The following is a 22,691-nucleotide window of genomic DNA, read 5'->3' as shown; positions in this document are numbered from 1 at the left end:
TTAGTAGTCAAAACCAATCGTGGTGCTTGCAGGCTGCAGATCGGCGCCCTGCGCCGTGATTCTCACTTCGCCGCGCGTTCCGGTCGAGCGAATGATCGCGACGGCGCGACCATGGAAGGCGCTGCGCTCATTGGACGCATCGGGCGTGTGGTCGTTCGGATCGCCGTTGCCGGTCCCGGCAATTAGGCCGGCGTCGCCGGAGATCGTGAACTCCAGTTTGGTGGAGGCCAGAGGGACGAATTTGCCATTCTCATCGACAATTGCCGCCTCGATGACGCTTTCATCCTCGCCGTTGGCCGACAATTTGGTCAGATCCGTTCGCAGTACGATCTTGTACGGCTTTCCGGCTGTCACCGTCTCGTCCGTGGCGGCCAATTGTCCCCTGGCGTCGTAGGCCTTGGCGGTCAGGGTTCCCGGCCCGTACACGACGGACCATTCGGCATGTCCGTTCCGCGGACACGCTTTTCGTCCCAGGCTGACGCCGTTCAAACTCAGATCGACCGTGGGTTCATTCGAAAATACGATGACCGAGATCGGCTTGCCTTCGCGTCCGGGCCAGGTCCAGTGCGGGGTAATATGCACGACCGGCGCATCCCCCCAGTTGGCTTTGTAATAGTAGTAGACGTCCTTGGGGAACCCGCACATATCGAGAATGCCGAAGTGGCTGCTGATATTCGGCCAGCCATACGGCGACGGCTCGCCCTTGTAATCGAATCCCGTCCACACGAAAGCCCCCGAAAGGTAGTCGTTTTCCGCGATCGGCTTCCAGGCGTCTTCCGTTCGGCGGACCCAGTTGAGCCACTCAAGGCTGAAGTCGGTGTAGTTGCCCACGTAGCCTCGCGCGCTATCATTCTCGTAGACGCCGCGATCCGAAACGGCGCTTGACGACTCCGTAAAGAGCATCGGCTGATTGGGAAAAGCCTTGTGGAAGTTCTCGAAGCTCTCGTTCAGGTAATTGCAGCCCTGAATGTCTTCGACGAGGGAGACGCCCTTGCCCCAGCTCGCGTTCATCGCGCAGGTCACGAGGCGGCTCGGATCGAGCCGGCGAACGTGCGCGATCATCTTCTTGAACAACTCGGCTCCCGTGTCTGTCCCTTGAAGAGGCTCTTCGTTGCAGAGTGACCAGGCGAAAATCGAGGGATGATTTCGATCTCGGACGATCATGTCGTCCAGATCGGTAAGGTCGTCCGCCGTCGTGTTCTCCGCGTACGTGTGCGGGACGTAAGTATCTCCCAGGTGCCGGTTTTCGTCGAGAACGAGCACCCCCAACCGGTCGCAAGCATCCAGCAGCTCGTTGTTGGGCGGATTGTGGGACATGCGCCAGGCGTTGGCGCCCATGGCCTGCATCTTCTTCACGCGCCAAGATTGGAGATTGTCGGGAAGCGCGACGCCGATTCCCGCGAAATCCTGGTGGTTGCAGACGCCTTTGATCTTGATCGATTTCCCATTCAGGAAAAATCCTTTGTTCGGGTCGAAACGAACGGTGCGGACGCCGAACGTCGTCACAACGCGATCGACTTGATGGCCGGCGATTTCAAGTGACGTCTCCAATTTGTAAAGGTTCGGCGTTTCCAGCGACCACAGCAACGGGTGGGGGAGTGGGATGCGGACCTTCGATATCGCTCTCGCTCCCGCGCCGATCGGCTCGGACGAGTTCGTCCGGAGCGAAGCGACCATCTTTCCGCCAGGGCTGAGTACTCGTTCGACGACTGTGTATACCTGGCTGCCGGCGCCAGAGTTCTTGAGCGCGACACTCGTCTCGACAGTGGCCGAATCCGGGTTCGCCTCGCTTCCCACCGCCTTCGGCGCGACCCAGACGCCGTCCGGCTCGATGTGAAGACGGTCCACGGATGTCAGCCACGCGTGGCGGTAGATTCCGCCGCCCTCATACCACCAGCCCTCGAACTTTGAGGGATCGACATGCACCGCGATCGTCAAACGCTCCCCCGGCTTCGCCAGCGACGAGAGGTCGATATGGATCGGAAGATAGCCGCTCCGGCGTCCTCCGACCCGTTTGCCGTTCACATAGATCTGCGGGTCGCGATAGATCCCATCGAAGTCGAGCCAATAATCCCTGTTCCGATCTTTGTTTGGAATGACAATCGTCTTCCGATACCAGGCGGACGGCGTCGGCAGGGATGCGTGCTGCGGATCGATCTTTTCCGTAAACGGCTGCTCGATCACGTAATCGTGCGGAACGTTTACGGTGCGCCAGTGCGAATCGTCATAGCGGGGCTGCGATAGATCGCCGTCGGTCTGCGCCGCCCGGTATTTGCCGAGGGTGACGCCGTCCCAGATGTAGCCGCCCCCGCCGGTGTTCCTCACCAGGACAAGGACGTTGTTCGGGCTGGCCGAATCCCAGGCTGAATCCAGAGAAACGTCGAACGGTTCGTCCCATCCCTCGTGGCTCGCCAGGCGCTTGCCGTTCAGGAACACGACCGCGTTATCGTCCACGCCCCGGAAGTGCAGCGTGCGGCCCTTGCCCGTAAGCGCAGGCAGCGTGGTTCGAAACCAGGCGTAGCCAGGCTGGTTGTGGAAAACGTCCTGGCCGAGCGTTGCCGGTTGCCAGGGATGCTTGCTTTCGTCAAGCTTCGATACGTCGCCGATCTCGTTGTCGGACGCCGGGGTCCAGGTCCAGTCCGAAATCGATGTCGTCTGGTCCAGTGCCGCGACCGGGATTGCCCGGAAGCGCCAGCCGGCGTCCAGGCTCAGCCGCTGGCGGCCGCCATTCTGCTGCGCCGCTGTCGGGATCGCCATTCCCATGGCGCCGGCAATTGTCACCGTCAATAATAGCAACGGCGATTGCTGCGCGGAGCGGCAGCGCCAGCTACTGTGCATGAATTTCAAGGGCCAGACTCCTTCGAGCGCTATTGCGCGGCGGCGCGCACGACGAATGTCGCGGGGGTAAGGCCGGGCGCGCTGGCCGTGACCACGATCTTGCCCGGCCCTCGGGCGCTCACATCGACCAGGCAGTGACCGTTGAAGGCGCGCCGCTGGGTGGCCTTGTCCGGCGAGTGATCGCTCGGATCGCCATTGCCGACGCCGACGATCCGCCCAGGTCCCGCGACGGAGAACGTTACCGGGTTCGACGCCGTTGGCGTGAAGTGTCCGTGCGCATCGACGACGGTTACGGCCACGGGAAGCACATCCTCGCCGTCGGCAAGGACCGTCGTATCGTCCGCGCTGAGACGCAGGGCGGCCGGCGCGCCGGCGGTCACCTCTGTGTCGGCTGCGATCAGCTTCCCGGCCTTGTCGTATGCCTTCGCCGTTAGGGTTCCCGGCGTGTAGGGGACGCTCCAGGAGACATGCCCGACAAAGGGCGTGTCCTTCACACCCAGGCTCTTCCCGTTCAGGAAGAGCTCGACGCGAGCACCCGTACTGAACGCCCAAACATCGATCGGCTGACCCTCTTTACCCGGCCAGGTCCAGTGCGGCAGCAGGTGCGCCATGGGCCGATTACCCCAAACGGACTGATAGTAGTAGTAATTGTCCTTCGGGAATCCGCACAGATCCATGATCCCGAAATTCGAGTTGATCGCCGGCCAACCGAACGGCTGCGGCTCTCCCTTATAATCGAATCCTGTCCAGACGAACGCTCCGGCCATATACTCTCGCTCGGCGATTGGCCGCCAGGCGTCCTCAGCCGTCGCGATCGAGATTCCCACATTTTTATCATATGCGGAAGCGTAGCCCTTCTCACGTTCGACGCTGTAGACGCCGCGCGTCGTGTTCGTGCTCGCCGATTCGCTCGCGATGCATGGCTGTTTGGGGTAGGCGGCGTGGAACTTGTCATATTCCTCGGTATTGTAGTTGAAGCCCTGGATATCTTCCACGTTCGAGATTCCCGCGCCGAAGCCTCCGTTCATGCCGCACATGATCGGGCGAGTCGTATCCAGCCGCTGTGTCTCCCGCTTCAATGCCGAAAAGAGCCTGGCGCCGTCCGCGGAGCCCTGGACCCATTCTTCATTGCAGAGCGACCACAGGATGACGCTTGGGTGGTTACGGTCGCGCAGGATCATGCTGTCGAGATTGGTGAAGTCGCTCGCGGTAGTCCCGGAGGTCGCCTTCGTCGTCTCGACGTCGCCAAGGTGGCGGTTCTCGTCCATTACCAGCATGCCCAGTTTGTCACAGGCGTCCAGCAGCTCCGGATTCGGCGAATTGTGCGACATGCGCCAGGCGTTGCCGCCCATTGCCTTAAGCTTCTTCACGCGCCAGTATTCGAGCCGGTCGGGCACGGCGTTGCCGACGCCGGCGAAGTCCTGATGGTTACAGGTCCCCTTGATTTTGAGCGGCCGCCCGTTCAGGAAGAAGCCGTGGTTGGCGTCGAACCGAATCGTGCGGACGCCAAAGGACGTATCGACCGTATCCACCGCCTTGTCGCCTAAAACGACGGCGCTGTGCGCCGTGTAGAGCGTGGGCGTGTCTGGGGACCAGAGGCGCGGGCGGGTGATGGTCAGGCGCTGAGTGACGGAGCGCGCGCGGATAGGATCCGTGCTCTTCGCCACCACCCGGCCGGCTTCGTCCAGGATGGTCGAGACCAGGGTCGCCCTGACGGCCGGGCTGGCGCTGGAGAGGGTCGTTCGCATGGTGACTGTCGCCGGCGCCGGCTCGCGGCCAGGGATGGGCTCGGGCAAAGTGGCGGTGACGAACGTTCCCCACGGCGCCACGTGCAGCCGATTGGCGACATTCAGCCAGACGTGCCGGTAGATGCCGCCGCCTTCGTACCACCATCCCTCAAATTGGGTTGGATCGACGAGGACCGCGAGCACGTTCTTGCCGCCGTAATGCGCAGCCTGCGAGATGTCGTACCGGAAGCTCGTGTACCCGCACGGGTGCTCGCCAACAAGCTGGCCGTTCAGGTAGACCTTCGCATCGCGGTAAACCCCGTCGAAGTCGATCCACACGCTCTTGCCTTTGTCGGCAACTGGAAGCGTGAATGTTTTGCGATACCACGACTTGACCGGGACCAGATTGGCATGTCCATTGTCTGCGGTCGGTGTTACCTGCCCTTCCAGGACATAATCGTGCGGCAGATGGACGGGCCGCCATGCGGAGTCGTCATAGCCGGGCTGAGACGGATCGCCGATGGCTTGAGGCGCCCGGTAGAGACCGAGGAAGACATCTTTCCAGATGAAGCCCTGACCGCCGGTGTTCTGAACCAGGACGAGCAGATTGTTCTCTCCGGCTGGGTTCCAAGCCGAATCGAGCGGGACATCAAAGGGTTGGTCCCAGCCCTCATGGCTCATCATACGCTTGCCATTCAGGTAGACAATGGCTTTGTCATCCACGCCTCGGAAGTGCAGTGAGCGCAGAGTCCCGGCAAGCGCCGGCAGCTTGGCGCGATACCACGCATAACCCGGCTTCTGGTCAAAGACATCCTGGCCGAGCGTCGCCGGCCGCCATGCGTGGTTGCTCTCGTCAGGCAGCGCCGCGTCGCCGGTCTCACCTGGCGAGGCCGGGGTCCAGCTCCAGTCCGTGAGCGAGGTTTGCTTTTCCAGTATTGCCATCGGGATCAGCTTAAAGCGCCAGTCCGCGTCGATACGCAGCCGCTGGCGGTCGCCGTTGTGCTGGGCGTGCGCGGGGAGCGCCAGCATGTGCGCGCCGGCGAAAGCGATACTGAATAGCATTGAGCGCGAAAATCGGCGATCGGCGCGCAGTCGTGTCGAGAGCATGAGATCAATCTTTCCTGGATGATATTTTCCGGTCCTGCCCGGTGACTTTATTCGAATGTGTATTCCGCCCAGTCGAAATGGGCGGCGGCCGTCGATTCGTGGTGGTTGGATGTCGCGTACATGCCGAGGTAGACGCCGGTAAAACCGCCGGCGACCTCGGTGGAGAGATACCGCGTTGAGCCAGACGCGAGCGTCTTCCGGCTGCCGTTCCGCTCCATGCAGCCGAAATGATATTCTTCCGGGTCGGCGTCGATCGACAGGATGACATCGCCATGGCCGAGAGGCTCTTCGGCGACGACGGCGACCAGATCGCCGATCCGCCGGCGAACGGCGACCGTTCTGCCTCCACCCCCGTCGCCGCGAACGAATATCTCATAATGATGTTCCTCGTTCATAATCACGGTTAACCCGGCCTCTTCCAGAGCCGTCTGGGGATCAAATGCGAGACCCGTCGAGAAACGGCATTGGAAATGCTCCTGGCGGCGTCCGACAAATGCAGGCTGCGCAACGTCATTTAACGTGACCGCTGAGCATTTCAATGTCAGGCTGCCGGGACGCTCCGATAGCGACCAGAGATCTGGATCGGGATTGCGGCGGAAGTTCCAGGGCAGCGCCAGGGTATCCGTGTCGAAATCATCACGGCTTGTGGCTTTCCGCTCCTGTTCCGAGGCAATCATAAACGCGCGCGCAGGCATCTCAAGGTCAACGACGCCCTGGTTTCCAATGATCGGCCATCCTTCGGAATCCCAGGTCACCGGGGCGAGAAACGTTTCGCGGCCGAGATGGTGGACATTCGGATATTTTGCCGAAACGCGGGTCGCGAGGAACACCGCCCACCATGAGCCGTCGTGCGCCTCAATGAGGTCGGCGTGGCCCGTCGATTGTATGGGACACCCGCCCCGGTCGCGATGTGTCAGAATCGGGTTGCGTGGACATGGCTCGTAAGGTCCCCAGGGACTCCCGCTGCGGGCGATGGTCACCATATGGCCTGGCTCGGTTCCGCCTTCGGCGAGCATGCAGTAGTACAGGCCGTTGATCTTGTAGAGATGCGGCGCCTCGGCATAGCGTCCGCCAGAGCCGGTCCAGATCTGCTTGAGATCGCTCCGCAGCGCTCCCGTCTCGATGTCGATGGCGGCCGTTCCCGTCGTGCCTGAGAAATAGACGGCGCCGTCATCATCAAAAAAGAGCGAAGGGTCGATTCCTTCAACCGGAGTTCCGTTTTCATCGATGACAACAGGTTCTGACCATGGACCTTCGGCGTTCCTCGCGGTGACGTAGAAATTTCCCATCCCCGAGACATTCGTGACCACCATATAGAATATGCCGTTACGCCACCGGATCGTGGGCGCATAGATCCCGGCGGAGCTGCCGGCTGACTTCAGAGGAAGCTGACTGTCGCGAGTCAGACAGTAGCCGATCTGCCGCCAGTGGACGAGGTCCGTACTGTGGAAGATCGGAACGCCCGGAAAGTACTCGAACGTGCTCGTGACGAGATAGTAGTCGCTGCCCACACGGCAGATGCTGGGGTCCGGATGAAAGCCGGGAAGCACGGGATTGCGGTATATCATGGTATCCATCACGGCCTCTTTCTCACTGGGCCGGCAGCACGGAGATTTCAGCGGCGCACGTCCAGCCATCCTTGTTGACCGTTTGCAGGGATGTGAAACGGAAGAATCGGGCGTCAGTAGGCGAGAAGGTCGCTTGCTGGAGTGACGGATTGTTTCGAATATTGGCGAACATACCCGATTCGATGGCGGTCACCCAGTGGACTCCGTCCGTGCTGGTTTCAAATCGGTACTTTTCCACGACGCCATTGGGCTGTCCATCCTGGCGCGGCAGATACGTAAACCCGGCGATCCGGTGCGATGTCCCCATGTCGACCGTGATGGTATGGGGCAACGTCAGATCACCATCCCAGCGTGTATGCCAGAATGTCGAGGGATTGCCGTCCAGCGCATTGCTTGCGGCGTTATTACCGTGGGCGGTTTCTTCGCTGTCCACGCTAACGACCTTCCACGCATTCGCCATCAAACCCGCGAATTGCTTTTCCGCCACCAGGCCAATTTGACCGTGAGGCTGCAAATTCGCGGCTTTCACGACACCACCGGACGCCATGGGGATGGGTGAGCTATAGACAGGCGACTTGGCCGTCGGAGCAGTTCCATCAACAGTGTAAACGATGGAAGAGCCGTTCGCATTGCTCAAAGTGACGGAACCGTTTGAGGCGCGTTCGGAAATCTTCGGAGGCAGCATATCGGTCGTTTGTTTAAAGAGTCCGATTTCGGCGATGGTCGGCTCCATCCGGGAACCGGTAATGCGGATGCGCACCTGACTCGTTGTCACGGGCGCCTTCAACCGCACAAGGCGTTTGTGTCCTACAGTCGTCAGTTCGTCGGACTCGATATGCTCGGCAGGTATCCACTGGGAACCGCTCCACGTGTCAATGGCGAACGATTCGATTCTCTGGCTGCGGTGATCCACCGCTTCCTGAAGCGAAACGACATCAAATGTGATTTCCCTGGGAAGCTCCAGCGTCAGCGCGGCGCTGGTGTGTCCTGGCGCGGCTTCCCACCAGGTATCGATATTTCCGTCCAACACGAAAGAGGGGGCGTGGCTGGCGCTGCTTGTGTCGGCGGCGACCTTTCCGCCGGCGGCCAGATCCTTCGCAAAGGTCGTTTTCACGATGCGGCTCATCTGGCTCAAAGCCGCCAGCTCATCATCCGGTATCAGCCCGCGACTGTCCGGAGAAAGGTTCAAAATGAGATTTGAGTTACGGCCGATCGACCGGTAATAGACGTCCACCAACTCCGAGGCGCTTCTGGGTTTCTTGCCTGGCGCCCAGAACCACGCGCCGTTATCGAGAATGGTGAAATTCGTTTCCGCGGGAAACCACCAGAGGTGCGAACCGGGAGTGAGTTTGGCGCGGCTGCCAAGATCTCCGTACATGTCGGGCCAGGTAAATTTTTCGGGCGATACAGGCAGAGGAATGACACTCCATTCCGTGGTGCGTCCGTAACCACCTTCATTGCCCACCCAGCGAACATCCGGGCCTTTGCCCATGATTACGGCATGCGGCTGCAGGCTGCGGATCAGGTCATACCAAGCATTGTAGTCGTAGGTTTCGTGGACGCTGGGGTCCGGATTTGCGCCGTCGAACCAGACTTCGGCGATTGGACCGTACTCGGTCAGCAATTCATAGAGCTGGTTCAGGAAGTAACGGTTATAGTCGTCCACCGTGTACGTGTAACTCTTGAAGCCCTTTGCCGGCGTGCGGCCTTGCGACGGGTTATTCTTGAAGCTGACTGGATCGGTGGGGATCGCCGATGGGAGTTTTTCGCTTTCGTTTCCGTAGTATCCGCCAGGATTCTTCGGATTTATCTTTAGCTGGTAGAGATCCGCAGGCGAAAGGTAAACGCCCAGCTTGAGACCGTGAGCCTGGGCGGCTTTGGCGACCGCTTTCACTACGTCGCCCTTGCCGTCAAGCCAGACACTGGAGGCGACGGAATGCTGGGTGTAACGAGTCGGCCACAGACATAGTCCATCGTGATGTTTACAAACGAGCACGATCATTTTGCCGCCGGCGTCCTTAATCGCGCGGCACCACTGGTCGGCGTTGAACGCGGTCGGATTGAAATCCGAGGGTTCTTCAAGACCGCTGCCCCACTCAACCTTGTTGAATGTATTGGGGCCGTAGTGGAGGAAAAACGTCGTCTCCAGCCGCATCCAGGCTGTCTGATTGGGGCGCGGCAAAACCTTCGCCGCCTTCTCGGTGATGACGGCGTCGGAATCGTCACTGGAGATCACCTGGGTTGTCGCGTACGGGGGCGCGTCGGCGCCATCCGAATCGGCGGCCGCGGCGCGCAAGCCGGCGCCTCCGCCCACAATGGCGGCGGCGCAGAGAAGAGACAGGCATATCATATTGGCAGGCATTCGTTGATATCTTCCTTCGATCTTTGTTCAGAAAGCAATCACACGGAGAACGTCCCGTGTCAATGAAAAATCGTCCGATCACGGTTTAATCGCGACCGCAGCGCTCTTGCCGATCGTGAGAGAACATAACCCCGGCTGAGGCGGTTATGTCAAGCAAGAAGGCGTATCGCCCTGACGATTAGTCGCGTGCGGTTCAAGGACCTGTTACTGTATAGCTCGCGGTCTTGGAGGACGAGCCCAGCATCGCGGTCGCCGTGATGATCGTATCGGCGGAAACTTTGGACGGCGTAATCCTCAGCCAGACTCCGTACGAACCAGCGGGAATGGTGAGCTGCGTTCCCGCCGGCAGCATCTTGCTATCGGAGCTCGACAGCGTTACCGTCACCCCGCCCGCCGGAGCGGGGCCGGAGAGCGCAACCCCGATGGCGGCCGAGACGCCGCCCTTGCCGGACGGAGCGCTGAAGGCGATGGTCTGCAATGACGCCAGTACGGTGACATTCGCGCTCTTCGTCACGCCGCCGACGCTTCCTGTCAGCGTGACGAGCGTATCGGCGGCGACGGGGTGCGAGCCGAATACCCCCGAGCCGTTCACAGCGCCAGCGGGGACCGAGATCGTTGATCCAGTGATGGCTGCCGAGCTGGACACGACCGGAACGGCAATTCCCCCCGCAGGGGCGGGGCCGGTCAGGTAAGCCCGGACGGTGATGTTCAAACCGGCGTTCACGGTTGCGGGCGCCGTCACGCTTTGCAGCGTCGCAGGTTTCACGGTATAGCTTGCGGACTTCGTCACGGACCCGAGCGTCGCGGTCGCCGTGACGACCGTGTCGGAGGTGACCGGGGTGGGGGTGACTTTCAGCCATGCGCCGGACGAACCGGCGGGGATGGTGAACCGCGTTCCCGCAGGCAGCATCTTGCTGTCAGAGCTCGACAGCGTCACCGTTACCCCGCCCGCCGGAGCCGGGCCGGAGAGCGCTACTCCGATGGCGGTCGCCAAGCCGCCGTACCCGGAGGGAGCAGCAAAGGCGATATTCTGGAAGGACGCCAGTACGGCGGCGTTCACACTCTTCGTCGCGTCGCCCGAGGGCGCGCTCAGCGTCACGAGCGCGTCGGCGGCGACGGGATGCGTGGCGAGCGCCGTCGAGCCGCTCGAAGCCCCGGCGGGGATGACGATCATGCCGGAGCTAATCGCGGGAGAGCTGCTGCTGATCAGTATATGAGCTCCTCCGACGGGCGCAGGCTGCTGGAGGGTGGCGTATGCTGTCAGGTTCGCGCCAGCGACCGCTGATGCGCTGGCCGTCAGGGTCTTCAGGATCGGGGACGTGAGAGTCGGCACGACGAATAGGGTGATCGAGGAGGCAGGGACCGTCAGGCTGATGGTCCCCGAAGTCACTGGAACGTCCGGCTGCTGGACGATGGCCGGGGAACTGACCTGCCAGACGTGCGACGACGAGGCGGCCTTGAAGTTGGCGATGTTGAGCGTGACCGGAGTCGTTCCCGAGAGCGTCTTGTTGATTACCATGATCGTCAGAGCGCCGTCGCTGCTGCGGATCGCGGCGAAGGTCGAGAGGTAGTCCGGATTGACCACCGTGGCGCCGACGCTCGTGTCGCCGAAGGTCGACTTGTTCCCGTCGTAGTTGGTATAGAGCTTGAACGCCTCATAGCTGGGGCTGGCCGGTACGCCCCAGCGCGTGGCGATGTCGAGCCCCTCCCGGCCGAAGACGCCAAGCTCGTCCGCCATGGTCGTCGCGCCGTTCATGGTGTTCTCGACGCCCCAGTTGTACTCGGTGATCGCCGTCTTCGTTCCCGGGTAGTACGTGTTGATCCAATCCTTCAGGTGCGGGATGGCGTAAATCTTGGTGTTCATCCAGCTCTCAGACGTGTAATTCCGGTCCCAGAGCTGGCGGGTGGCGCGGTTACGCAGCAGCTGATTGGCGACGCTATTGTCGCCGCTCGCATCGTTCCCCTGCGGATAAAAATGGATGCTCAGGTAGTCCAGCGCGCGAACCCCGGTCGCCTGCTCGTACGCTTTTAACTGCTGGAGAATGTAGGGGTAAACATCCATGTTTCCATGGGACGAGCGGTCGGTTCCCTGGCCATGCTGAGCGTCATAGCCGCTTGTAAAACAACCTGTCCAATTCCACACTTCCAGACCGACGACTTTCGCGGTCGGATCGGCGGCTTTGACGGCGGAGCCGTAGGCCTCGGTGTCGTTGAGCATTTCATCGATGGTTGCGCCCACCGGGTGAGCGTCGCGATGCGTGGAGTGCCAGGCGTCTACTTCATTGTCGAGAATGTAGAACTTGACGCCGCCGTTGGCCGCTTGGCCGAACTTGCTGACGATGCGCGCAAGGTCCGGCTTGATGTAGTTCACGTCCGACGGAACGAAAGCATCATTGGGGTCGTTGCCGGTCACGGCGGATCCGTTCAGGAGGTAGCCATTGCCGGCGTCTGGCCACCAGGGGTCGGTGGACGTCTGGGCTCCGTACTTGGCGACGGAGAAGCTGGCGTACCGTTCTCCGTTGGGTCCTTCTTTGGCGACCCATCCGAGTGTCGGGATGGTCACCATCGGTTCGGCGTTTGCGGACTTGGTGCTGGTGATGAAGCTATCTTCGCCGTCTCCGGGAACGGTGGAGCTTCCTCCGAGGCTTTCGAAAAACCAGTCCGCGGCGTGATTGCTGGCGTTGTTCTTCCAGTTGTAGGTGGACATCGTATTGCCGCCGCCGCGGTTGGTGCGGCTATTCATGTCCAGCAGCTGGGCCGGGCTTCCCCAGTTTATGCCGTAGATGTAGGGGCTGATCGGATGGACGTTGGCGGCGGCGTCGATGGAGACGCTGCCGATCGGCAGCCCGATCAGCGAGATGTCATCGACGTAGAACGTCGGCTGGGACGTTCCAGTGCGGTCCTGGATGTAGAAACCGTCGAAGTCCGTGACGTCGGCCACGCCAAGCGCCGACAATGGGATCGTGATCTGCTGCCATCCGCTGGTCAGAGGGCTGAGTTGGTAGCCTGCCTGCCCGCCTCCGTTGCGATCCGCCGCCACCTGGAGGAGCTGTCCGCCCGTTGGGCCGCCGTTGATCCAGAAGCTGAGGCTGGTGTAGGGTGACGTGTCGATCGGATTCGAATGCAGGTAAAGCGCGGCCCATCCGCCCGCAGTGACGGAGATGGAATCGGCGCCGGCGTGGACGGGGCTGCCGTTGCCCAGATCCGTCGTGGCCCAGCTCCAGTTCTGCCAGCCGTTCTGAAGCGAGTCGGTGTAGATGGCTAGGTCCTGGGAGCGAGCCGCCGGACCAGTCAGAAGCATTGCGGGAACGGCGAGCAACGGGATGAGGAATGTCCTGAAACCTGCGATAGAGTGCTTTAACAACATTGAGAATACCGTCCTTAGCCAGCGCGGATGCGCCTTTGATTCCTCGGAGCTTGGCGCGTCGCTTCTCGCGTAACAATATGATGTATCCGATTTATCAATATCCCCTACAGTTTATCACTCGTGCTCACTGTTGTCAAGAGATGTCACAAAAAACATATGAAATTATGAAGTGAGGAGGCTTCGTGATGCAGGTATAGCGAGAGAAACGGGGAATTCAAGCTGGTCCGATCGGGTGTGGCGTGCTGAGGTCTGTTTGAAGACGCTATGCAGGATGTAATTTCATGGATATGGACATGCGCAATATTGTATAAATATGGATACACTTATCGATAAAGGCGCCGTCCGCCGATTTCGGACGTCGGCGCGTGATTTAGAGCCCGGATGACAGGTAATTCACGACTTGATGTTTGCCGCGCAATGACTTGAGATATCCGCGCAGGAACATTTGTATCTCGGCCGCCTCAAAGGCCTTTTGCTCGGCCACATACAACTCGTTCTCGGACTGGGGATGACTCGAACTCGTCGATACGGCCTTGAGGAGATGGAAGCCATAATCCGATTGCACCGGGGTCGCGGTAATCTCGCCCGGCTTCAATGACTGCGCCGCCGCGAGTACCTTCACTCCAAAGGGAAGTTTGTATTGTCGGATGACGCCGAGGTCGCCGCCGGCCTTCCTGGAAGCTGGATCTTCGGAGTATCGTCTTGCAAGATCTTCGAATGTCCTGCCGCTTTTGAGCCCATTCTGGATTTCTGCTATAATGGCGCGCGCTTCCGATTCGGTATGCGGCCTGGCCCCCGATATGCGCGACGCCGTCGCGCCGCGCGTCAAGATGAGGATCTGTTTGGTATGCGTCGCCGGCTGGGGCGTCATTGATTCCACAACGAGCTTGCCGGCGAGCAGCCGGTACATCTGAGCCGTTCGAAATTCGGCCATTGTCTCATGGCTCTCATTGAGGAGATCGTCGAGCGTCCTCGGCTTGATGTCATTGCGTATTTCATTCAGGGCGGCATCGACTTCGGCGGGCGCGACCACGACATTCTGCTTTGACGCCTCGTGCTGCACCATAACGTTGGTGATCATGTCGTCGAGCGCGGGCGGTCCGGCGAGCCGCGTCGCCAGGTCCGCTACCTGCAATACCGTGATGTTCTGACCGTTTATGGAGGCGGCAATTTCGGACGGCCCGGACTCGTTCGTCCCGAGATATGTCTGGACATTCGCCTTGTCTCTCAGGGACTGAACGAATTTAGGAGCATAAATCTTGAATAGCCCTTCCTTGATCCGGGACGCCGCGATGGTATACAGGTCGTTCTCAATCGCCCCATGAGCCTCGGCGGAGCTGACAACCTTCAGGAAATGGTATCCAAATGCGCTGGTTACGGGCGGCAGGGTCACGGCGCCGGGCTTGAGAGCGAACACGGCGCGAAACACCGCCGGCTGAGCGCACAACATTTGGGTGGAAGAATCGCTGGCGGAATTCGGAACATCGGCCACGACGCCGATGTCGCCGCCTTTTTGTTTGTTTGCTGTGTCGTCGGAGTATTGCTGCGCGAGATCCTCGAAGCTGGTCCCAGCTTTCAAGCCTCGCTCGATTGTCGTAACGATCGCCTTCGCCTCGGCCGCGCTATGCATCGAATCTCCCTGGAGCGGCGCGGCGCCTGGAGGCCGAACCCGCACCAGAATCTCGCGGACGCGGCGCATCTTCACATGTGGCAGGAGGCTCGATGAGAGGCGTTCGGCTTCCATCTCGATCCGCAGTTCGTCGCGCATGGCGTCGAGAGATATGTGATGCTGTTTCAGCTCATCCTCAAGGATCCGGGGCTTCATCATGGCGCGCACATTCGCGACCCGGGCGTCTATGTCGGCTTGGGAGACCGCGATGTTGTCCTTCCGCGCCTCCTGGTCGATCAAGGCGTTGCCGATCAGCTGCTCGAGTATCACTGGGCCGGACTTGCGCATGGCCACATCGGCGACATTCGACAGGGAGATGTTTTCGCCATCGACAGTCGCCGCTGCCCCGGAAGGGCGGGCCCCCTCTGCGCGAATGGATACGGCGCGCCGCTTGGAGACGAACCCGTGCGTAATCAGGGGGCCGGCGGCCGCGACGGCGCATAACGATGCGACGGCAATTACTGCGGATCTCGCGGCCAAGGTTGCATTTTTCAACGATACTCATCCCTTCGGCTCAGGCAGCCGATCATCATTGCGGAGGTCTATGGAACGGATGCGCGGCGCCTGGTAATGAAATCCCAAACGCCGCGCGAGCATCAGATCCGCTGCCGCCGGTTAACGGCGGCGCCAGAAGTTAGGCGTCCCGGGAACTCAGGCCCCTAATTGTGGCCGTAGGAACCCCAGAAGGAGTTAGTAGTGAACTGCTGCCATCCATTCGTCGCGGTCGGTTCGACTCCAAAGGAGACTTCCCGCAGAGTGTTGTTGTGCAACTTACCGTTCTGGGAAGCCCACTTAAAGTAAGCGTTACAATCTTCGTTACCGCTATCTCGCATGCTGCCCGGGCTAAAAATCAGCACGTTGTTCGAGCCGTTACTTGCTTGCCAGACAGAGGAGTAGAATCTGCCCCCAATGGTTTGATTGGAAGCGATTTGGGTTCCCCAGTTTCCACTATTGTTGGAATGCTCAACGACGATGAGCTCGTCTTGCTGGTTGGCCGTCCACATGTCATACATATAAGTGTATAGGGCTCCGGAGGGCGGGCTTACATTAAAGCCGGATACAAACCAGTAGCTGTAAATGTCGTAGTTGAGAACCGTGGATTGTGCATGGGGATAGCCCTTAGTGCCGCCACCCGTCCAGCTTCCGGCTGAAGCCCAGTTATTGGCGTTGTTGGCGTACAGAGTGCAGGGAGCCGAAGAGCCCCACTCGTTTTGGTACACTGTCCAATTGCCGAAGTTAAATTGAGCCCATTGCCCGTCGGCTTGGTAGGTCCAGGCATACGCCGCCGGCGCCATGGTTACGATGGCCGCCACGAGGGGAACCGCCCCATAAACAGACCGGAATTTCCTCTTCAACATCACTGTTCTCCTTGGATCTTCGAAACAACGGCGCCGGCCCATTTCGGAGCGCCGCACCTGGAAACGCAGGACTTTTGTATTTGCGATAGGTCCGATTGGAAGGTATCCTGCTTTTCTTATCAGTCTCGCTTTAATCGCTTACTGTATTTCAATAGTTGCTGTAATACTAAATATTTCCGCCCGGCCGGACCAGCAAGATTGGCGGGCGCGCATCTTGGAATCCGACCGGGCTTATTTCCACCGATGAGTCTCTCTAGCAAGAGAGCCTACTGGAACTTCCATTGCTGGTGCGCGCCCTCGCCTGCGGACCACTGGTCGACTGTCGCGCCATTCGCGGCGCTGGCGCCGTATACTTCCAGGATCTTTCCGCTATTGACGTTTTTCAGGTTGTAGACGCCCGGGGCAGCGGGACACACCACCCACTGCTGATTTGCTCCACCAGACGACGCCCACTGGTCGACCGCCGCGCCGTTTGAACCGGACCATCCGTTGACTTCGAGGGCCTTGCCGCTAAAGACGTTGATCAGCTTGACGACGTTGTTGCCCAGGTTGGTGAGCGTCCACTTCTGGTTGTTACCGCCGTTGACGGTATAGATGTCCATCTGGGCGCCGTCGGTCGAGGACCAGCTAGGATCGTCGAGGGCCTTGCCGCTCTGGACGCCGACGATGGTGTAGGTTCCGTTCGGGATCAGGGTGTTGGTTGGAGGCGGAAGCGCCAAGCCGCCCGTCAGCGGACTGATCTGGGCCTGGTCCTGAACGGCGCCTGTGGTCCAGTCGAAAAGCTGCCCTGAGGTATCCCAGCAGATCGGAGCCATGCCATGGTTGTGGGCGGAAGTCACGACATACTTATCCCAGTACGTCGTCGAGGCGCGATTGAGGCTCTTGTCCGGATCTGACAGTCCCCCTTTCCCTTCAGCGCGGAACTCACCGATGACGACGGGAATGCCCTTGCTTGTGAACTGGGTTTGCATCTTCTGGAACTCGGCGTCCGTGTAGGATTCCTCGGCCCAGGTCGAGTTGCGGGAGGGATTGGTCGTGGAGTGATATCCCTGGCCCCAGAAGTAAAACATGGTGCCCCACGACGCATCGCCATCCATCAGCGTGAACTGATAGGGCGTATAGTAGTGGATCTCCACCATCAGGCGGCCCGGCGTCGGGTCGGATGGCAGGGACGTCATCAGAGTGTTAGTCTTGTCGATATCGGCGCTCGGTCCCTGAACCACCAGCCAGCGGGAGCTGTTGTTGCCGCCCTTGGCTCGGACCGCATTGACGAAGGTCTGGTAGTAGGACATGAGCTCCGACATCTTGGCGGAGTTGTCGACGGGCGGTTCGTTGGCGGCGGCGAAGAGCAGGTGGTTGTCATAGCCGGCAAAGGTGGTCGCGATCTGTGTCCAGTACGCGTTCATCTTAGCGCTGATCGTGGGCTTGACGGTTCCCGAGAGGTTGCTGTCCAGCCAGCCGCCATCCCAGTGATCGTTAATGATAACGGTCAGCCCCCGAGCATAGCACCAGTCGACCACCTGCTTGACCTGCGCCATGTAGGCGGCGTCGATCTGGTAGGTGCTCTGGTTGGCGTGCGTGTCCCAGGCGCAGGGAATGCGGACCGTGTTGAATCCAGAGCTGGCCACGGAGTTGATCAGCGCCTGCGTCGGCTGGGGACTCCAGCAGCCGACGCCGCAGGTCGCCTCCATCGTATTTCCGAGATTCCATCCATAGGTGGGATTCGGAAGCTGCGCGAAAGCGGCAGTCGGAATCGTTAGTAAAGCTGCAATTGTAGCAAAAGATGCAATCTTCGATTTGTGTGTGTGCGTCTTCATAGACACCTTTCTCATTGAAAGAAGCGATCTCGATACTCAACGAGACCATTCGTAAGCTGATGTTTTGTCACTAGGGATGCTCCAATGGTTTTAGCAGAACTTCCTTTCTCCGGGCACAGGCCAACAGCGCCCGATACTCCGCCGATAATCATAGCGGCGGCGGCCATTCAATGAATACTGTCAATATTGTCATAATTTCAATAGGAATAAATTTGTTTGATTTACGCCGCTTCCATTGTGATAGCGTCTACATTCTCCTTTCTCAAAAAATTACCAGCTTATCGAGTCGACGTAGCAGGTACCGGTCCATCTTGCGTTTGTGGTGAACTGCACGCCGATTTGCTGAAGCGGCGTGGCGGCTTTCAACGGCAACGTCACGGTAATGGTGTTCCAGGCGTCTGTCTTAAGGTTTCTGATCGACTTCCAGGCTCCCGTCCGAGCCCCGTTGTGGTCTATCGTATATGGCTGGACCGCGCTGATCTTGCTTCCGCTCGGAATCCAGACATGGAACGTGATCTTTTTGCCCGCCGGTGTGGACGGCGCCGCGATCGAGACCGATGATGTTCCTGCGGCGCCGTTGAAGCTCAGCGCGAGCGAACGCGAACCGGCAAACTTACGGGTGGCTGACGGCGCAGCGCCCGTGATTGGAGATCCGCTTGATGTCATTCCCTGTCTGCTAAGCTCAAAACAGTACTGCGCCCCGTCGCCTCCAGGGGGCGGAAGAGCCGAGCCTCCCGTCAATGCGCGTGCGGCGGCTGGATCAAGGATCGCGCCGTTCTTGAAATTGAAAATCGCTCCCGGAGTATCCCAGCAGATAGGAGACAGTCCGTGGCTCTGTGCGGAATCAATGACATACTTGTTCCAGTATGTCGTCGCGGCATGGTTCAGGTCCAAGTTCGCTCCGTTCAACTCGTGGTTTGCCGCGTGTGGTTCGGCGCGGAGTTCGCCAACGATGACAGGAACGCCCTTTCTGGTAAACTGGTCGTACATTTTTTGGAACTGCGCGTCTACAATGGCTTCTTCACCCGAAGCCGCGTTGCGCGAGGGCAGGGTGGCGGAATGATATCCCTGCCCCCAGAAGTAGAACATCTTGCCCCAGGACTGATCGCTGGTCATCAGGCAGAACTGATACGGGCCATAAAAGTGTATTTCAACCATCAGATGGCCGGGCTTCGGGTCAGACGGCAGGGTCTTCATCAACGAATTCGTTGTGTCGATATCGGCGCCCGGCCCCTGGACTACCAGCCAGCGCGCATCGTTATTGCCCCCTCCGCCGTGTACAGCGTCGACGAACGTCTGGTAATAGGTCATCAACTCAGACATCTGCGCGGCAGTCTTGACGTTTGGCTCATTGGCGGCGGCAAAGAGCAGTCGGTTATCATATCCGGAAAATGTGTTCGCGATCTGCGTCCAGTAAGACTTCATCTTCGCGTTGATCGAGGGATTTACTGTTCCCGTGAGCTTGTTTTCCAGCCAGCCGCCGTCCCAATGATCGTTAATGATAACGGTCAGTCCCCGGGCGCAGCACCAGTCGACCACCTGCTTGACCTGCGCCATGTAGACGGCGTCGATCTGGTGGGTGCTCTGGTTGGCGTGGCTGTCCCACGCGCAGGGGATGCGAATGGTGTTGAACCCGGCGTTCCCAACCGCGTTGATCAGCGCCTGGGTGGGCGTCCCGCCCCAGCAGCCGACGCCGCAGGGCGCCTCCATCGAGTTTCCGAGATTCCACCCGTAAGTCGGCGTCGGCAACTGTGCGAACGCGATGGAAGGCGCGAGAAAACCCAAAATGGCGCCGCCGGCTGCGACCAGTGGGCGAAGGCTGCGCGTCTGGCTAGAACGAAACTTCATGGACTTACTTTTTTTACTTCTGATCTCGGACGTGAGGGTATTCCAACGAGCGAATACTTCAAATACTGCCGGTCACAACGCGCTGCATTTGCATTGCTGTTAGCGCCCGATCTTGCTCATTGTCTCCGGCCAAATGCGTCCCACTGAGGACGAGGACAGGCGCGATAACTCGTCGCGGAGGAGCGGACTCTGACCGAACCGAACGGTCATGCCCTCGCGCATCTCCGGGGCGCAGGCCATAGCGCTCATAAAAACGGGCGGTAAATTGGGCTGCGCATTGATAACCGATCTCTCTGGCAATTTTGTAGATCGGCCGGTTCGTGGCGACAATCTCCGAGAGCGCATGGCCCATTCGAACCTCATGAAGCAGCCGCACGAATGATGTTCCTTCCTCAAAGAGCCGGACCCGCAGGCAGGAGAGCGACATCCCGATTCGATCCGCGATCTCGGAGGAACACCAATCTCGCATGGGATCGGCGGCGAGAAAATTCCAAATGCGGGACGAATCTGAACAGACAGGCGCGGCGCAGATGTATCCGCCATTCCGGTCGATCCAGAGCATGACTTCCCGCATGTGATGGATCGCAATCACGTCTGGCAATACATTCGGCTCCTCAATGGCCTTGATTACACAGGCGAGCGATAGCCGTAACTGAGCGGGACCCACATCGATCGGGTGGGGCAGCCATTGCGACGTCGCCATCTCCTCGGGCGGCGCATCGTTCTGGTCTTCCGCCGGATAAGGAATCAGCCAATGCGCAACAAATTGCGCATCATCGTTTGGCCGGTAGGTAATGTCGAAAGCCATGCCGGCGGGCGCCACGATTACCTGATTATCGCAGGCGCTGCAGCGCTGGCCGCCACGGGCAAGTTCCATCGCACCGCGCCGAACAATGATGATCGTGGAGCGATTAAAGATAACCTGCGGCAGCGTAATAGGGCGCCGCAGCATAATGCGGGCGGCCGATCCAACGGACTTTAAAGTCTTGACAGTGCGTTTCATGGCCCGCCTCCCTAAATGCTTTCCATCACGGCCGTTCTATTCTTTCAGTGGAGATGGCGACACTGCGGCGCACTCCGTTCAGCATAACCCCTCTCCTGTTTCTGATGACTTATTTGGATGGAGGCCCGGTGATCTTGTTGTTGCTAATCCGGTCGGATCTCATCTTGATGAGTTTGCCGTCTCCGTCAAAGGCGAGAAGGACGTACACACTTGTGTTTGGCAGGTATGTCCATAGCTCCTTCGTGCGATGCTCCAGTGTCAGGGAGCGTTTAATCATTGCGGGATCGGGCGGCGCTTCTGGGTCGCTGCGCACTTTTGCATCCGCGTCAACTTCCTGCCGTAGCTGCTCCCATTCGGCCGCAGTCTTGTGCTCGAACTTAGCGTTCATTTGCTTTTGCGGCGGCGTTCCGACAAGCGTGACGACCTGATCCTTGGACATTCCCGGTTGAATGCGCAGAAATGAACTGGGAAGATCGAGTAATTTATCGTGTACCTGCGGATGATCGGTATGGCGGGCGCGAATGAAGGCCGCGCCCGTACCGGTGATCGCCGCAAGGCCCAGGATTGCCGCAAAACGGCTGCTTTTATACATCGTGGATTTCAACATTCGCGGTAGTTTGACCGATTTGACAGGGCCGTCATTACTTCTTGGGTTTCATTGTGTCGAACATCGCCTGCCGTTGTCCATTGATTTGCTGTTGCTGCTGCTGCCAATTGGCGTATATCTGCTGCTTTTGCGCTTCAGGCATATTGTCGGGAAGCTGCGGCTGCGGGATGGCGATTGGTTTGATGGCATCGGGTGGAGGCGGAGCAATAGCGATAGGAGAGAGGGTGGTTTCGTGGCTTCCGCACCCAGAAACCATAACGGCGCCAAATGCGCAAGCGGTCATGGCGAATAGCGTGCTACACGGCAAACGGCGTCGTTTGGAAGAGAGGCGAGACAAGAACGATCGTAAATCCAACATTACTATTCCTCAAAAATGGAACTCTCAAGACCGAGTGCAAAGACAGATCGACCGCTGCGGATTGCGGCGGCCGATCCAGAGATCATGCGATTATGGAGTGATTAATATGCTGAGTTACCATCACTTCTGGAAGGGAAGTTACCAATGTTGACGGCGTAGTTCAGTCCACCAGGGTGAATCGCTTTGACGTGGCCGTCAGTGAAGAGGAAGTTGCCGAGTTTCTGATGCCGATAGGCGGGCGACCAACCTCTCGACCACTGCCAGCAGCCTGCTCCCAACGCCGTTTGCTTATTGTCCGCTATGTCCATATCGACATAGTCCGTATGCGCGCCTATTGGGTTCTGCCCCCCGCTCGCCCAAAACCACTGTTGGCCTGTCGCGCTGAGGGAAGCGGGGCCACCCCAGCAGTTTCCGTTGTTCTTACCCTCGAAGAGCATGATTTTCGAAGACGGTGCATTGATCTCACTCACAGCATTGGGGGTAGGGTTGTTCGCCATCACGTCCTCAATGGGACGATACTGCGCGTATTCGATCTTGCCGCTCGCCTCAGCTGGGAAGGATGGGCAGCTGAATACTCCAGTATTGGTCGTTCCGCTCCAAGAGCCGACAGGGGGATTACCATTTTTGATGTAGGGCTGAACGGCCTGTGTCCAGTCATAGGGACCAAAATTTACAATAGGGTAAAGCTCATCGCTGTCCTGAACGTACTGCAGGACGGCGAGACCGATCTGGCGCATGTTGCTGGTGCAGCTGATCTGCCGGGCCTTCTCACGAGCTTGAGCGAACACGGGGAACAGGATTGCGGCAAGAATAGCTATGATGGCTATAACAACGAGAAGTTCGATGAGGGTAAAACCAAGTTTTGATGAATTTTTCTTCATTTCGTTTTCCTTCTTAACGAGTATCAAGATATTGCAAAAGTTTCTAGCAGAATATCAAAAAGATCGGTACACAATTGTGGGCGATCCTTTAGATACTTCACTCTCCCTTTCACGGTAGACTTTGGTGTATCTGATTAATCAAGTCTGGGCACAGTATATCATGGCGGCATCGGCTTGTCAA

13 protein-coding genes are annotated in these 22,691 nt (G+C 59.1%); all 13 read right to left on the bottom strand.

The genetic code is table 11. The annotated features are described in order from the left end of the window. The 13 genes from galA (D5261_RS31705) to D5261_RS31645 all read right to left on the bottom strand — a co-directional run bounded on the left by galA (D5261_RS31705) (window position 1) and on the right by D5261_RS31645 (window position 22,510). Window positions 1–2,838, bottom strand: coding sequence for a beta-galactosidase GalA (gene galA / locus D5261_RS31705; protein WP_119321773.1), 2,838 nt, complete (start codon window positions 2,836–2,838; stop codon window positions 1–3). Between the two features lie 29 nt (window positions 2,839–2,867). Then, entirely contained in the window at window positions 2,868–5,672 is a 2,805-nt protein-coding gene (galA, locus tag D5261_RS31700) for a beta-galactosidase GalA (protein ID WP_119321772.1), read from the bottom strand. Window positions 5,673–5,719: 47 nt separating this feature from the next. Continuing rightward, window positions 5,720–7,240: a glycoside hydrolase family 43 protein gene (locus tag D5261_RS31695; protein WP_119321883.1), complete on the bottom strand. Its 1,521-nt coding sequence runs from the start codon at window positions 7,238–7,240 to the stop codon at window positions 5,720–5,722. A gap of 22 nt (window positions 7,241–7,262) precedes the next feature. Then, a complete protein-coding gene (locus D5261_RS31690; protein WP_218025601.1) occupies window positions 7,263–9,602 on the bottom strand; it encodes a discoidin domain-containing protein in 2,340 nt (779 codons plus the stop codon). Window positions 9,603–9,795: 193 nt separating this feature from the next. After that, window positions 9,796–12,921, bottom strand: coding sequence for a glycoside hydrolase family 44 protein (locus tag D5261_RS31685; RefSeq protein WP_301002366.1), 3,126 nt, complete (start codon window positions 12,919–12,921; stop codon window positions 9,796–9,798). Between the two features lie 418 nt (window positions 12,922–13,339). Next, a complete protein-coding gene (locus D5261_RS31680; RefSeq protein ID WP_119321770.1) occupies window positions 13,340–15,118 on the bottom strand; it encodes a peptidylprolyl isomerase in 1,779 nt (592 codons plus the stop codon). Between the two features lie 179 nt (window positions 15,119–15,297). After that, window positions 15,298–15,996 (bottom strand): glycoside hydrolase family 12 protein, encoded by a 699-nt coding sequence (locus D5261_RS31675; RefSeq protein WP_119321769.1) that lies wholly within the window; start codon window positions 15,994–15,996, stop codon window positions 15,298–15,300. Window positions 15,997–16,262: 266 nt separating this feature from the next. After that, window positions 16,263–17,813, bottom strand: coding sequence for a cellulase family glycosylhydrolase (locus tag D5261_RS31670; RefSeq protein WP_165864242.1), 1,551 nt, complete (start codon window positions 17,811–17,813; stop codon window positions 16,263–16,265). Between the two features lie 270 nt (window positions 17,814–18,083). Beyond that, window positions 18,084–19,661, bottom strand: coding sequence for a glycoside hydrolase family 5 protein (locus D5261_RS31665; protein WP_119321767.1), 1,578 nt, complete (start codon window positions 19,659–19,661; stop codon window positions 18,084–18,086). Window positions 19,662–19,719: 58 nt separating this feature from the next. Next, window positions 19,720–20,664, bottom strand: coding sequence for an AraC family transcriptional regulator (locus D5261_RS31660; RefSeq protein WP_119321766.1), 945 nt, complete (start codon window positions 20,662–20,664; stop codon window positions 19,720–19,722). Between the two features lie 109 nt (window positions 20,665–20,773). Beyond that, the gene (locus tag D5261_RS31655; protein ID WP_119321765.1) at window positions 20,774–21,256 is read right to left on the bottom strand and encodes a hypothetical protein; all 483 of its coding nucleotides are present in this window, start codon (window positions 21,254–21,256) and stop codon (window positions 20,774–20,776) included. A gap of 49 nt (window positions 21,257–21,305) precedes the next feature. Further along, complete coding sequence (locus tag D5261_RS31650; protein WP_301002365.1) at window positions 21,306–21,554, bottom strand: hypothetical protein; 249 nt, start codon at window positions 21,552–21,554, stop codon at window positions 21,306–21,308. 176 nt (window positions 21,555–21,730) lie between these two features. Next, entirely contained in the window at window positions 21,731–22,510 is a 780-nt protein-coding gene (locus tag D5261_RS31645) for a DUF1559 family PulG-like putative transporter (protein WP_165864241.1), read from the bottom strand. Window positions 22,511–22,691 lie beyond the last annotated feature (181 nt).

Origin of the sequence: Capsulimonas corticalis (assembly GCF_003574315.2) — a bacterium.
In the GTDB taxonomy this organism is placed as follows: domain Bacteria; phylum Armatimonadota; class Armatimonadia; order Armatimonadales; family Capsulimonadaceae; genus Capsulimonas; species Capsulimonas corticalis.
This window is presented reverse-complemented; position numbering and strand designations above follow the sequence as displayed.

Coding starts and splice junctions, on each gene's coding strand:
- galA (WP_119321773.1), bottom strand. CDS start 2,838: ATGCACAGTAGCTGGCGCTGCCGCTCCGCGCAGCAATCGCCGTTGCTA.
- galA (WP_119321772.1), bottom strand. CDS start 5,672: ATGCTCTCGACACGACTGCGCGCCGATCGCCGATTTTCGCGCTCAATG.
- D5261_RS31695 (WP_119321883.1), bottom strand. CDS start 7,240: ATGATATACCGCAATCCCGTGCTTCCCGGCTTTCATCCGGACCCCAGC.
- D5261_RS31690 (WP_218025601.1), bottom strand. CDS start 9,602: ATGCCTGCCAATATGATATGCCTGTCTCTTCTCTGCGCCGCCGCCATT.
- D5261_RS31675 (WP_119321769.1), bottom strand. CDS start 15,996: ATGTTGAAGAGGAAATTCCGGTCTGTTTATGGGGCGGTTCCCCTCGTG.
- D5261_RS31670 (WP_165864242.1), bottom strand. CDS start 17,813: ATGAAGACGCACACACACAAATCGAAGATTGCATCTTTTGCTACAATT.
- D5261_RS31665 (WP_119321767.1), bottom strand. CDS start 19,661: ATGAAGTTTCGTTCTAGCCAGACGCGCAGCCTTCGCCCACTGGTCGCA.
- D5261_RS31660 (WP_119321766.1), bottom strand. CDS start 20,664: ATGAAACGCACTGTCAAGACTTTAAAGTCCGTTGGATCGGCCGCCCGC.
- D5261_RS31655 (WP_119321765.1), bottom strand. CDS start 21,256: ATGTATAAAAGCAGCCGTTTTGCGGCAATCCTGGGCCTTGCGGCGATC.
- D5261_RS31650 (WP_301002365.1), bottom strand. CDS start 21,554: ATGACCGCTTGCGCATTTGGCGCCGTTATGGTTTCTGGGTGCGGAAGC.
- D5261_RS31645 (WP_165864241.1), bottom strand. CDS start 22,510: ATGAAGAAAAATTCATCAAAACTTGGTTTTACCCTCATCGAACTTCTC.